Origin of the sequence: Streptomyces sp. NPDC048612 (genome assembly GCF_043199295.1) — a bacterium.
Lineage (GTDB): Bacteria > Actinomycetota > Actinomycetes > Streptomycetales > Streptomycetaceae > Streptomyces.
This window is the reverse complement of record NZ_JBICVV010000016.1, coordinates 172966-185009: the sequence shown is the minus strand read 5'-3', so window position 1 is coordinate 185009 and position 12044 is coordinate 172966. Positions and strand designations below refer to the sequence as shown.

14 protein-coding genes are annotated in these 12044 nt (G+C 72.0%); 8 read left to right on the top strand and 6 right to left on the bottom strand.

Annotated features, from left to right (window positions below; genetic code table 11):
- Positions 1–152: 152 nt before the first annotated feature.
- Positions 153–833 carry a PepSY domain-containing protein gene (locus ACGFN2_RS23830; RefSeq protein WP_393363588.1) on the bottom strand — a complete coding sequence of 227 codons (681 nt, stop codon included), beginning with the start codon at positions 831–833 and terminating at the stop codon, positions 153–155.
- A 110-nt stretch (positions 834–943) separates the two neighbouring features.
- Between ACGFN2_RS23830 and ACGFN2_RS23825 the strand changes: the two genes are divergently transcribed.
- Both ACGFN2_RS23825 and ACGFN2_RS23820 read left to right on the top strand, forming a co-directional pair.
- Positions 944–1660, top strand: a complete 717-nt coding sequence (locus ACGFN2_RS23825; RefSeq protein WP_362611058.1) for a response regulator transcription factor — start codon at positions 944–946, stop codon at positions 1658–1660.
- Between the two features lie 4 nt (positions 1661–1664).
- Positions 1665–3071 carry a sensor histidine kinase gene (locus ACGFN2_RS23820; RefSeq protein ID WP_393363600.1) on the top strand — a complete coding sequence of 469 codons (1407 nt, stop codon included), beginning with the start codon at positions 1665–1667 and terminating at the stop codon, positions 3069–3071.
- 58 nt (positions 3072–3129) lie between these two features.
- Here the strand turns inward: ACGFN2_RS23820 and ACGFN2_RS23815 are convergent, their stop codons facing one another.
- The 4 genes from ACGFN2_RS23815 to ACGFN2_RS23800 form a co-directional block, all read right to left on the bottom strand.
- The gene (locus ACGFN2_RS23815; RefSeq protein WP_326618417.1) at positions 3130–3606 is read right to left on the bottom strand and encodes a MarR family transcriptional regulator; all 477 of its coding nucleotides are present in this window, start codon (positions 3604–3606) and stop codon (positions 3130–3132) included.
- A 119-nt stretch (positions 3607–3725) separates the two neighbouring features.
- Positions 3726–4499: an AIM24 family protein gene (locus ACGFN2_RS23810; RefSeq protein WP_362611033.1), complete on the bottom strand. Its 774-nt coding sequence runs from the start codon at positions 4497–4499 to the stop codon at positions 3726–3728.
- Positions 4496–5146, bottom strand: a complete 651-nt coding sequence (locus tag ACGFN2_RS23805) for an AIM24 family protein (protein WP_362611030.1) — start codon at positions 5144–5146, stop codon at positions 4496–4498. The genes ACGFN2_RS23810 and ACGFN2_RS23805 overlap by 4 nt, the downstream gene beginning before the upstream one ends.
- Positions 5146–5784, bottom strand: coding sequence for an AIM24 family protein (locus ACGFN2_RS23800; RefSeq protein WP_393363583.1), 639 nt, complete (start codon positions 5782–5784; stop codon positions 5146–5148). Before ACGFN2_RS23800 ends, ACGFN2_RS23805 begins: the two co-directional genes overlap by 1 nt.
- 248 nt (positions 5785–6032) lie before the next feature.
- Here ACGFN2_RS23800 and ACGFN2_RS23795 point away from each other — a divergent pair, with 248 nt between their 5' ends.
- Together ACGFN2_RS23795 and ACGFN2_RS23790 are read left to right on the top strand one after the other, a co-directional pair.
- A complete protein-coding gene (locus ACGFN2_RS23795; protein WP_362611026.1) occupies positions 6033–6383 on the top strand; it encodes a DUF3817 domain-containing protein in 351 nt (116 codons plus the stop codon).
- A complete protein-coding gene (locus ACGFN2_RS23790) occupies positions 6380–6691 on the top strand; it encodes an MTH1187 family thiamine-binding protein (RefSeq protein WP_362611024.1) in 312 nt (103 codons plus the stop codon). Before ACGFN2_RS23795 ends, ACGFN2_RS23790 begins: the two co-directional genes overlap by 4 nt.
- A 29-nt stretch (positions 6692–6720) precedes the next feature.
- Here ACGFN2_RS23790 and ACGFN2_RS23785 read toward each other — a convergent pair whose 3' ends face one another.
- Positions 6721–7707, bottom strand: coding sequence for a DUF5937 family protein (locus tag ACGFN2_RS23785; protein ID WP_393363578.1), 987 nt, complete (start codon positions 7705–7707; stop codon positions 6721–6723).
- An 81-nt stretch (positions 7708–7788) separates the two neighbouring features.
- Between ACGFN2_RS23785 and ACGFN2_RS23780 the strand changes: the two genes are divergently transcribed.
- The 4 genes from ACGFN2_RS23780 to ACGFN2_RS23765 all read left to right on the top strand — a co-directional run bounded on the left by ACGFN2_RS23780 (position 7789) and on the right by ACGFN2_RS23765 (position 11952).
- Entirely contained in the window at positions 7789–9135 is a 1347-nt protein-coding gene (locus tag ACGFN2_RS23780; protein WP_393363575.1) for an MFS transporter, read from the top strand.
- A 43-nt stretch (positions 9136–9178) separates the two neighbouring features.
- The gene (locus tag ACGFN2_RS23775) at positions 9179–9688 is read left to right on the top strand and encodes a MarR family transcriptional regulator (protein ID WP_362611018.1); all 510 of its coding nucleotides are present in this window, start codon (positions 9179–9181) and stop codon (positions 9686–9688) included.
- Positions 9689–9748: 60 nt separating this feature from the next.
- Positions 9749–10081 (top strand): DUF3817 domain-containing protein, encoded by a 333-nt coding sequence (locus ACGFN2_RS23770; protein ID WP_393363572.1) that lies wholly within the window; start codon positions 9749–9751, stop codon positions 10079–10081.
- 170 nt (positions 10082–10251) lie between these two features.
- Positions 10252–11952 (top strand): methylmalonyl-CoA mutase, encoded by a 1701-nt coding sequence (locus ACGFN2_RS23765; RefSeq protein ID WP_393363569.1) that lies wholly within the window; start codon positions 10252–10254, stop codon positions 11950–11952.
- Positions 11953–12044: the final 92 nt, after the last annotated feature.

The following is a 12044-nucleotide window of genomic DNA, read 5'->3' as shown; positions in this document are numbered from 1 at the left end:
GCATCGCCCGCGCCGAGGACGGCTTACCGGGCGTCCCCTCCGACCCACCACCCACCCGCCGTAGGCGAACGGCGCCCAGCCACCGGCAACCCGCACAGCCGGAGGCCCCGCCCACGGAGACGTGAGGGGGGCCTGCCGGGGGCGGTCGGGAATCAGTCGTCGTCGTTGTCGTCGTCGTCCGTGTCCTGGGCCGTGGCGGTGTCGAGGTTGCCGGACTGGGTGTCTACCAGGAGCTTGTGCTCCTTGCCGTCGTTCGTGACGGTCTCGACCTCCCAGGCCTTGGACCGGTGGTCGTCGTCCAGTTCCAGGGAGGTCACGGTGCCGTGGGAGGCGGCGGTGCGGGCGGCGGTTGCGGCGTCCGTGCGGGCGTCGCGGGCGGTGGCGCGCTCGTCGGCGTCGTCGTCATCCTCGTCCTGGTCGACGTGCTGGTTCAGCACGCGCGCGGTACCGGCGTCGAGGGTGACCTCGTGCCACTTGCCGTCCTTGCCGAGGACATCCGCTTCCCAGACCAGGCCGGGACGGTCGGTGTCCAGGTCGAGGCCGGTCACGGTGCCGGGGACGGCCTTCAGGGCGGCGGCCGCGGCGTCCGGTGCGCTGACCTTGGCGGCGCGGGCCTCGCGGGCGTCCTCCTGGCCGTCGTCGTCCGGCATGCGGATGCTGGAGCTGCCGTCCTGGACCTGGGCGGTCCCCGAGGGGGCCGCAGGCTGCGCCGAGACCGGGGAGCCGGAGCGGGCGCTGCCGGAGCCGTCGCCGCTGACCGCCATGGCGGTGACCGTTCCGCCGGCGACGAGGGCGGCCGCGGCGGCGGTGGCGATGATCAGTTGGCGCTTCATGTTTCTCTCCCCTTGCGATCGGATGTGGCACCACACTGGCGAACCGAAGCTGAAGGGGACCTGAAGGCACCTGAAGGGGGCTTCAGGGAGGGAATGGCATGGTGGAGCGCATGCACCCGCCCGTCACGCACCACCGCCCGCCCGGCCCCGCCGGGCACCGTCCGTACCGGCTTCTGCTCGTGGAGGACGAGAAACGGCTGGCCCTCTCCCTGGCCAAGGGACTGATGGCCGAGGGGTATGCGGTCGATGTGGTGCACGACGGTCTGGTGGGGCTCCGCCAGGCGAGTGAGGAGAGCTACGACCTGCTCGTGCTCGACATCATGCTGCCGGGGATGAACGGCTACCGCGTGTGCGGGGCGCTGCGGGCGGCCGGGCACGAGGTGCCGATCCTGATGCTGACCGCCAAGGACGGCGAGTACGACGAGGCCGAGGGACTGGACACCGGCGCCGACGACTATCTGACCAAGCCGTTCTCGTACGTGGTGCTGGTGGCGCGGGTGAAGGCGCTGCTGCGGCGGCGGGGCCGGACCGCCCCTCCGGTGTTGCGGGTGGGGCCGCTGGCCGTCGACCAGGGCGCGCGGCGGGTCGAGCGGGACGGCGTCGAGGTGACGCTGACGACGAAGGAGTTCGCCGTGCTGGAGCAACTGGCGCTGCGGGCGGGCGAGGTGGTCTCCAAGGCGGAGATCCTGGAGCACGTCTGGGACTTCGCCTATGAGGGCGATGTCAACATCATCGAGGTGTACGTGAGCGCGCTGCGGCGCAAGCTCGGCGCCGGCCACATCGTGACGGTCCGCGGCGCGGGATACCGGCTGGTGTCCGGTGGGTAGCGTGCTGGGTTCGGTACGGGCCAGGGCAGCGGCCGGGGCGACCGTGGTGGTGGCCCTGGCGCTGATCGCGGCGGGTACGGCGGTGCTGCTGGTGCTGAGCAACAAACTGCAGGGCCGGGCCGGGCTGCAGGCGGAGGTCGCGGCGCGCGAGGTGGCCGCGCAGATCGCCACCGGGAAGCCGTACGGCAAGCTGGATCTGCCGGACGGCGAGGAGCACCCGGTGGTGGTCGCCGCCGACGACGGGCGGGTGCTGGCGGTCGGCGAGGACGTGCAGGCCGTCGACGGGAAGCGGGTGGCGGGCGCATCGGGGGGCGCGGGGAGCGTCCCGCCGACGGCCGGTGACGACGACGAGGACGAGGAGGACGACCGCGGGCTCCGGGCGGGGGAGGTCGACGAGGACGTCACCTACCGGGACGGGACCGCGAAGGTCGACGGGTCGGTGGCCGACTACCGGTTCGCGCTGGTCGAGGCCAAGGACGCCCGCGGTGAGTCGGTGACGGTGCGCGCGGGGTCGGCGCTGGCGCCGGAGGAGGATGCCGTCGCGTCGGTGCGGAACGCCATGCTGATCGGACTGCCGCTGCTGCTCGGGGTGGTGGCGGGGGTGACCTGGCTGGTGACCCGGCGGGCGCTGCGGCCGGTGGAGGGGATTCGCGGGGAGATGGCCGCGATCACCGCGAGTACGGATCTGAGCCGGCGGGTGCCGGTGCCGTCGTCGAAGGACGAGATCGGCCGGCTGGCCCGGACGACCAACGAGACGCTGGCGGCGCTGGAGTCGTCGGTGGAGCGGCAGCGGCGGTTCGTCGCGGACGCCTCGCACGAGCTGCGCAGCCCGATCGCGAGCCTGCGGACGCAGCTGGAAGTGGGGGTGGCGCACCCGGAGTTGCTGGATGTGCCGGGTGCCGTGGAGGACACCGTGCGGCTTCAGCGGCTGGCCGCGGACCTGCTGCTGCTGGCCCGGCTGGACGCGGGGGAGCGGCCGTCCGAGGCCCGGGTCGATCTGGCGGCGATGGTGCGCGAGGAGAGCTCACAGCGGGTCACGGACCGGATTCCGGTGCGGCTCGGCGAGCTGGCGAGCGGGGAAGTGGCGGGGTCCCGCGGGCAGTTGGGGCGGGTGCTGACGAACCTGCTGGACAACGCGCAGCGGCATGCCGTCGCGTCCGTACGGGTTGCCGTGGTGCGCGAGGGGGAGTGGGTGGTGCTGAGGGTCGAGGACGACGGGCCCGGGGTGCCGGAGAGCGAGCGGGAGCGGATCTTCGAGCGGTTCGTCCGGCTCGACGACGCGCGGACCCGGGACGACGGCGGGGCCGGGCTGGGGCTGGCCATCGCGCGGGATGTCGCGGTGCGGCACGGCGGTTCGCTGGCCGTGCGCGCGGGCTCGGTCTTCGAACTGCGGCTGCCGGTGGCCGGCTGAGGACTTCGTGGCCCGGGCGGCGGGGCCTCGGCCCGGGTCAGGGGCCGAGGCCGGGCGGTCAGAGGCCGCCGCGCTCCTTGCGGAGGTGTTCGGCCACCGGCGTGAGCGAGGTGCGCAGCGCCTGGAGGTCCTCGGCGGTGAACAGGTCGATGAAGTGCTTGCGGACCGAGGCGACATGGTGCGGGGCGACCCGGCGCATGGTGTCCCAGCCCTCGTCCGTGAGGACGGCGTAGAGGCCGCGGCGGTCCGACTCGCAGCTCTCGCGGCGCACCAGGCCGGCGTTCTCCATCCGGGTGATCTGGTGGGAGAGACGGCTCTTGGACTGCAGGGTGCTGGCGGCCAGGTCGCTCATCCGGAGGCGCCGGTCCTCGGCCTCGGAGAGGTTGACCAGGATCTCGTAGTCGTTGTTCGTCAGGCCGAACGGCTGCAGATCGCGCTCTAGTTGGTGCATCAGCAGCCTGCTGACGTCGAGGTGGGTGCGCCAGGCACACTGCTCCTGGTCGGTCAGCCAGGGGGTGTCGCTGTCGGTCGTCATGGAGTGAATTCTACCCGTAAAAGTTGAAAAGCGAATTAATCAGGCCGGGGGGTGGTGCCTCGTCCAGCGGGGGCCGGTTGTTGGTCAGACGTTCGAGGTCACCGTCCGCAGAGTACCGCTCACAGCCCGAAGCGGCGCTGGAGGCTCCCGAGGTTGCCGGGCAACTGGGGCAGTTGTGAGCCACTTTGCGGGACGTGTCCGCCGCCGCCCGGAACGCCCGCTTCGGTGGGCACCGCGCCGGTGTCCAGCTCCGGCATCAGCAGCTCCGTCGACTGCAGCAGCACCGTGCCGGCCCCGACGAACTCGAATTGGTGCTCCTCCCCGGACGCCCCGCCGAGGCCGGTGTGCGCGCGCAGGCCGCCGAGGAATCCCCGCAGGTACTGGTGGTCGTAGTGATGGCACGGGGAGGGGCAGTCCGCCCAGCCGACGAGCGCCTGCGGGTCCACCCGGATCGGCGGCTCCATGAAGACCACCGGGCCGTTGGAGGCGGCCACGAACTTGCCCGTCCCGATGAGGGTGAGGAAACCCGGGATGATCGACTGCTTCAGCGAGAGAGATGGCTGAAATGCGAGCAAGTTGCCCGAGCGAATCGTCAGGTTGCCGTCCTCCAGATCGAAGGAGTTGACATCGAAGGCACGGTCCGCGAGCAGCATCTTTCCGCGGCCCTCGGCGACGACCCAGTCCGCGGCGTGCAGTGGCGAATGGAAACTTCCGGCGACCAGGCGGTCCAGGCGGCCGTGTCCGATGCCGTGGAAGTCGATCTGCCCGTAGTAGGCGATCATCTTCCCCTTCTGCAGGAACCACTGGCCGTCCAGCTCGACGCTGAAGGCATAGGGGTTGACGTTGTCGTCGGCGGGCAGCGAGGAGACGTCGTGGATGACGGGACCGGTCACAGCTTCTCCTCCGACGCCTGGACGTAGACGGTGCCCTGGCCCGACAGCTCCAGCTGGAAGGCCTCGCCCGAGCCGCGGCCGACCATGTCGCGCCAGCCGAGCGCCGTGGACAGTTTGTTGCGGACGTCGCCGCGGTGGGCGACATAGGCCTGCGGGTCGACATGGACCGGGCGCTGGGGCGTGATCGGCAGCTCGATCACCCCGCCGTGCGCCATCACCGCGGCCGAGCCGACGCCCTTGAGGGTCGTGGTGAACAGGCCCTGGCCGGTGACTTGGCCGCGCACCATGCCCATCACGCCGCCCTGCGAGCCCATGAACATCGTGCCCTGCTCCAGCCCGCCGTCGAAGGCCAGTAGCCGGTCGGCCTCGACATAGAGCGTCTCGCCGGTCAGGTCGACGACGTGGACGTGATGGCCGCCGTGGCCGAACATGACCGTTCCGGTGCCTTCCACCGTCATCAGGGGGGCGGCCTCGCCGGCGATCCGGCGGCCGATCATCGAGCCGATACCGCCCTGGCCGCCCTGGATGTTGGGGGTGAAGGAGACCTCGCCGCGGTAGGCGAGCATCGCGCCCCGCTGGCTGAACATCCGCTGCCCCGGACCGATCCTGGACTCCACCACGCGCGGGTTGAGCGCCGTGAACGGCATCAGACCTCACCTCCCACGGTGTTGCGCTCGCTGGGCTGGACGTAGACCAGGCCCTCGCCCTCGAAGCGGATCTGGAAGGCCTCGCCGGAGCCCTCCCCGATGAGGGTGCGGAAGTTCACCCCGGACTGGAAGTGCTGCTTGAGGTCGCCGGTGTGGGCGACGTACGCGCCCGGGTCGACCTGGAGGGGGTACTGCTTGGTGACCCGCAGCACCACGGCGGGGCCGTCGGAGGTGATCGCCGCCTGGCCGCTGCCCTCGACGGTGGTGGTGAACAGGCCGTTGCCCTGGGAGGCGCCGCGCAGGCCGGTGAAGGTCGTGCCCGTACGGAGCGCGGCGTCCGTGCACAGCAGGTTGCTGGCCTCCACGAACAGCTTCTCGCCCTGCAGCTGCACCAGGTTGATCTCGCTCGCCCGGTCGGCGAAGAAGCAGGTGCCGTGGCCCTTCACCTCCATCACGGCCATCTGTTCGCCCGTGATCCGACGGGTGACCATGCCGCGCAGGCCCTCGCCGCCGCCGGACATCTTCTTGAACGACATCTGGCCGTCGTACGCGACCATCGCACCGTTTTTCGCCTTGACGGCATCGCCCGTCATGTCGACGGCGAGCACCTTGCTCCCCTGGAGCCGAAACTGAGCCACGGATCAGACCGTAGCCGTCCGGGGCCGTGCGGGGCAGGCCCTTTGTCCCTGACTTCGCCCTGATTTCTCCCCCGCGGCCGGGCCGCCGCCGGCTTCCCGCCCCCCGGCGCGGTGATCGGGGAGGCGGCTGTAACAATGGGCGAAGCTTGTGAACTCTTGCACAAGCGCGCCCGCCCGTCGCCCGACCTCTGCCCCCAGAAGACGGCGCCCTGCGCCGACTGCCCATCTGCCACCCGAACGAGGTTCCCGTGGACATCAAGACCGCTGCCGCCCTGCACCGACTGCGCCTGGCATCCATCCCGGAGGCGCTCTCCTTCCCGGCGCTGCTGATCTTCGGCACCGGCTTCCGCCTGGCCTTCGACTACGACTCCCTGGTGATGCCGCTCGGCATGATCCACGGCCTGCTCTTCATCACCTACGTGGTGCTGCTGCTGGACGTGTGGAACCGCACCAAGTGGCCGTTCAAGCGCGTCGCGCTGTTCTTCGTGCTGGCGATCGTGCCGTTCGGCGGCCTCTACGGGGACCGCATCCTCAAGCGCGAGGAGGAGGCCGGTGTGATCGCCGCCCGCGCCCGCAAGGAAGGCGTCGTGAGCGCATGATCGTCGCCTTCTCGGTGAGCCCGCTGGGCGTCGGCGAGGACGTCGGTGAGTACGTCGCCGACGCGGTCCGGGTCGTCCGTGAGTCCGGACTGCCGAACCGTACGGACGCCATGTTCACCTCCATCGAAGGTGAATGGGACGAGGTCATGGACGTCGTCAAGCGCGCGGTCGCGGCCGTCGAGGCCCGCTCCGGGCGGGTCTCGCTGGTGCTCAAGGCCGACATCCGGCCCGGGGTCACCGACGGGCTGACCTCGAAGGTCGAGACCGTGGAGCGGCATCTCGCCGCGGACGGCACCCGCCGGGCCTGAGCGGTCCCGCCCCGGCGCCCGCCGGGGCGTCAGCCGCCCGCCGCCAGGGCGATCCCCAGGGGGGTGCGCTCGTACCGCACCTGATGTCCGTGCCGGCGCGAGGCCAGCAGACCGGCGTCGCGCAGCACGGACAGATGCCCCGAGACGGAGGACGGCGCCAGGCCGAGGCGGTGGGCCAGGGCCGTCGTGGTCGACGGCACGTCGAGCGCGGCCAGTACGGCGGCGCGGTTCGCCCCCAGCAGCCGGGCCAGCGCCACCCCCGTCTCCGCCTCGGTCCACAGCCCGCCGATCCCGCGCGCCGGGTAGATCACCGTGGGCTGCCAGGGCGGGTCGAACCCGCTGACCACGTCCGGCCACACGAACACGCTGGGCAGCAGCAGCACCCCGCGGCCGTCCAGGTCCTGCATCTGGGCGAAGTCGGTCCGGGTCCGGACCGTCAGGGTGTCCCCCGACCAGGACAGCCGCGGATGCAGATCGGCGAACAGCCGCTGGAGCCCGCCGTCCGCCAACTGCCGTGACCGGTAGGCGATCTCGGCCTCCAGCAGCGCCCGCAGCCGCGGCCAGTCCGGGGCGAGCAGCGCCCGCCAGGCCCGTTCGGTGACATCGGCCAGCTCCTGCACCGCCCGTGCCGGATCGGCCAGCGCCGCCCGGCCGCGCGCCGACCGGGCCGCCTCCGGCCGGCCCGCCAGCGACTTGGCCATCTCGGCGTGGGCCAGGGCCGGTTCGGTGGCGCGCAGCCGCGCCAGCTCCTCGTCGAAACCGGCCATCGGGCCGTCCGGGGGGCGGCCCAGGAAGTCCGGGGTGTAGCCCGGGGGCGTCGCCGGCATGAAGAGCCACAGCGGTGCCAGGTCCAGCCCGGCCGGCGTCTCGCGCATCCGGCGCAGCCACGGTGTGTGATAGCCGTGCCGGTCGGTGCGGCGCAGGGTCCGTACCGCCTCATGGGTCTCGCACAGCGGGGAGACGGCGAACCGGATGCGGAGCAGGTCGTCGGCGCCGAAATGCAGGTTCACCGGCACGGCCGGGTACTCCCTCCGACACGGGATTCGGCTGGAGCCGAAAGACTACGGGGCGGCACCGGGCTCCGGCAGGCTGCCGCCATGTCCTCGCCCTCCGGGTCCGCGCCGTCGGGCCGCCTTCCCGCCTGCCCCGGTGCGGGCGCCGCCGGTGCCGCACCGTCCGCCGCAGCGGCCCGCCCGGACGGCTATCGCGCCGTCTTCGCCGTCCCCGAGTTCCGGTACGTCTTCGCCGCGCATCTGCTGTCCTCGCTCGGCGTGGTCGTCTGCGAGATCGCGCTGTCCGTCCTCGTCTTCCGGCTCACCGCCTCGCCGCTGCTGAGCGCGCTGACCTTCGCGCTGGGGCTGGCGCCGTACGTCATCGGCGGGACGCTGCTGTCGGCGGTCGCCGACCGGTATCCGGCCCGGCGGGTGCTGGTCGGCTGCGACCTGCTGTGCGCGCTGGCGGCGGCGGGGATGGTGGTGCCGGGCACACCGGTCGGGGCGCTGCTGGTGCTGCGCTGTGTGCTCGCGGCCGTCGCGCCGGTCTTCGCCGGGACCCGGGCCGCGACGCTGGGGGAGATCCTCGGCGAGGGGGAGCTGTTCGTCCTGGGGCGCTCGGTGATCCGCCTGGTGAACCAGAGCGCGCAGCTCGCCGGGTTCGCGGCCGGGGGCCTGCTGCTCGCCGTGGTGTCCCCGGGGGCGGTGCTCGCGCTCACCGCCGGCACCTTCCTCGGATCGGCGCTGCTGCTGCGGCTGGGGACCCTGGCACGCCCGGCCCGGGACGGCGCGCGCGGGGCGCTGCTGGGCGCCTCGCTGGGCGGGCTCCGGCGGCTGCTGGCCGACCGCCGGGTGCGGGCGCTGCTCCTGCTGACGTGGCTGCCGCCGGCCTTCGTGGTGATCCCCGAGGCGCTGCTGATCCCCTACGCCGGCCTGCTCGGCACCGGGCCGGCCGGGGCGGGGCTGCTGCTGTGCGGCATGCCGGTCGGTGCGGTGCTCGCCGAGAGCCTGGTGGGCACGTTCCTCGGGCCACGGGCCCGCACCCGGCTGACCTTCCCCATGGGGCTCTTCGCCGTCCTGCCCTCCCTCGGCTTCGCCGCACAGCCCTCGTTCGGCTGGGCGCTGCTGCTGCTCGTGCTGACCGGCACCGGCATCTCGTACAACTTCGGGGTGGACCGCTGGTTCGTCGCCGCGGTCCCCGAGGAACTCCTGGGCCAGGCGATGACGGTGATGCAGGCCGGGCGGATGACGGTGATGGGACTGGCGATGGGACTGGCCGGGGTGGCCGCGGAGTACGCGCCCCTGCGACTCGTGATGCCGGCCGCCGGGGTGCTGGGCACGGTCTGTGTACTGGCGGCGATCTTCGAGGTGCGGCGTACGGCGCCGGGGGGCCGGGCGGCCGCCGGGCCGGTGCGCGGACCGGCCGGACCGCAGCCCCGGACCGGAAAGTGAGACGCGGCTGACCGCCATGTGGCTGCCCGGTAGTGTCGGGGCCGTGCCGAAGCCGCTCAGCCTTGCTTTCGATCCCATCGCGCGTGCCGATGAACTGTGGCAGCAGCGATGGGGAGCCGTGCCCTCGATGGCCGCGATCACCTCGATCATGCGCGCCCACCAGATCCTGCTGGCCGAGGTGGACGCGGTGGTCAAGCCGTACGGGCTGACCTTCGCGCGCTATGAGGCGCTGGTGCTGCTGACCTTCTCCAAGGCCGGTGAGCTGCCGATGTCGAAGATCGGTGAGCGGCTGATGGTGCACCCGACCTCGGTGACCAACACCGTCGACCGGCTGGTGCGGTCCGGGCTCGTCGCCAAGCGGCCGAATCCGAACGACGGGCGGGGCACGCTCGCCACGATCACGGAGAAGGGCCGCGAGGTGTGTGACGCGGCCACCCGTGAGCTGATGGCGATGGACTTCGGGCTCGGGGCCTACGACGCCGAGGAGTGCGCGGAGATCTTCGCGCTGCTGCGGCCGCTGCGGGTGGCGGCGGACGACTTCAAGGACGAGTAGGGCGCTGCGTTCCAGGGGGGCGGCGAAGATCGCCCCGGAACGGCTGGTTACGCTCGGGGCATGAAGCGAAGCGTCCTGACCCGCTACCGGGCGATGGCCTATGTCACCGCCGTGATGCTGCTGGTGCTGTGCGCCTGCATGGTGTTCAAGTACGGCTTCGGGATGGGCAAGGACCTCACCCTCGTCGTCTCCCAGGTCCACGGCGTGCTCTACATCATCTACCTGGTCTTCGCCTTCGATCTGGGCTCCAAGGCCAAGTGGAAGTTCGGCAAGCTGCTGTGGGTGCTGGTCTCGGGCACCATCCCCACCGCCGCGTTCTTCGTGGAGCGCACGGTGGTGCGGGAGGTCGAGCCGCTGATCGCCGGTGACGCTCCGGAGCCGGTGCAGGTCTGACGGCCGCCCCGGCCCACCTGGAAAGCCCGCGGAACGCGCCTGTCCCTTCGAGGGGCGGGCGCTTTTGCGTGACCGGGCGGCGTTACGGACGGTGAACCTCGCCACGCACAAGGCGACCCATGCGCCTCTCCCGTCGACAAGTACTAGGACGTCCTAGTAAATTCGTGGGTATGGACGCTGACGCGATCGATGAGGGCCGCCGCCGCTGGCAGGCCCGGTACGACTCCGCCCGTAAGCGGGACGCGGACTTCACCACGCTTTCGGGGGATGCTGTCGAGCCGGCGTACGGTCCCCGCCCCGGCGACTCGGTCGAGGGCTTCGAGCGGATCGGGTGGCCGGGCGAGTTCCCCTTCACCCGCGGGCTGTACCCCACCGGCTACCGGGGGCGGACGTGGACCATCCGCCAGTTCGCCGGGTTCGGCAACGCCGAGCAGACGAACGAGCGCTACAAGATGATCCTGAAGGCGGGCGGCGGCGGCCTCTCCGTCGCCTTCGACATGCCGACGCTCATGGGCCGCGACTCCGACGATCCGCGGTCGCTGGGCGAGGTCGGGCACTGCGGCGTCGCCATCGACTCGGCCGCCGACATGGAGGTCCTCTTCAAGGACATCCCGCTGGGCGACGTCACGACCTCGATGACGATCAGCGGTCCCGCCGTCCCCGTCTTCTGCATGTACCTGGTCGCCGCCGAGCGGCAGGGCATCGACCCGGGGGTGCTGAACGGCACGCTCCAGACGGACATCTTCAAGGAGTACATCGCGCAGAAGGAGTGGCTCTTCCCGCCGGAGCCCCATCTGCGGCTGATCGGCGACCTGATGGAGCACTGCGCGCGCGGCATCCCCGCGTACAAGCCGCTCTCGGTCTCCGGCTACCACATCCGCGAGGCGGGCGCGACGGCCGCGCAGGAGCTGGCGTACACCCTCGCCGACGGCTTCGGCTACGTGGAGCTGGGGCTTTCGCGCGGCCTGGACGTCGACACCTTCGCCCCCGGGCTGTCCTTCTTCTTCGACGCGCATCTGGACTTCTTCGAGGAGATCGCGAAGTTCCGGGCCGCGCGCCGGATCTGGGCCCGCTGGATGCGCGACGTGTACGGCGCCACGAGCGAGAAGGCGCAGTGGCTGCGCTTCCACACCCAGACCGCCGGGGTCTCGCTGACCGCCCAGCAGCCGTACAACAACGTGGTCCGCACCGCCGTCGAGGCGCTGGCGGCCGTGCTCGGCGGCACGAACTCGCTGCACACCAACGCCCTGGACGAGACCCTGGCGCTGCCCAGCGAGCAGGCCGCGGAGATCGCGCTGCGCACCCAGCAGGTGCTGATGGAGGAGACCGGCGTCGCCAATGTGGCGGACCCGCTGGGCGGTTCGTGGTTCATCGAGTCGCTGACCGACCGGATCGAGGCGGACGCCGAGAAGATCTTCGACCAGATCAAGGAGCGCGGCCGGCGGGCGGTGCCGAACGGTGAGCACCCGATCGGCCCGATGACCTCCGGCATCCTGCGCGGCATCGAGGACGGCTGGTTCACCGGCGAGATCGCCGAGTCCGCCTTCCGGTACCAGCAGGCGCTGGAGAAGGGCGACAAGAAGGTCGTCGGCGTCAACTGCCACCACGGCTCGGTCACCGGCGACCTGGAGATCCTGCGGGTCAGCCACGAGGTCGAGCGGGAGCAGGTGCGGGCGCTCGGGGCGCGGAAGGCGGCGCGGGACGACGCCCGGGTGCGGGCCTCGCTCAAGACGATGCTGGATGCCGCACGGGCCGGCAGCAACATGATCGAGCCGATGCTGGAGGCCGTACGGGCCGAGGCGACCCTCGGCGAGATCTGCGACGCGCTGCGCGACGAGTGGGGCGTCTACACCGAGCCCGCCGGGTTCTGACTCCCGGCCGGAGGAACGGCCCGGGGCGGGGCGGCGGGTGACCCACCTGCCGCCCCGCCCCTGTACGCCGGGCCCGGCGTCGCACCGGCCGC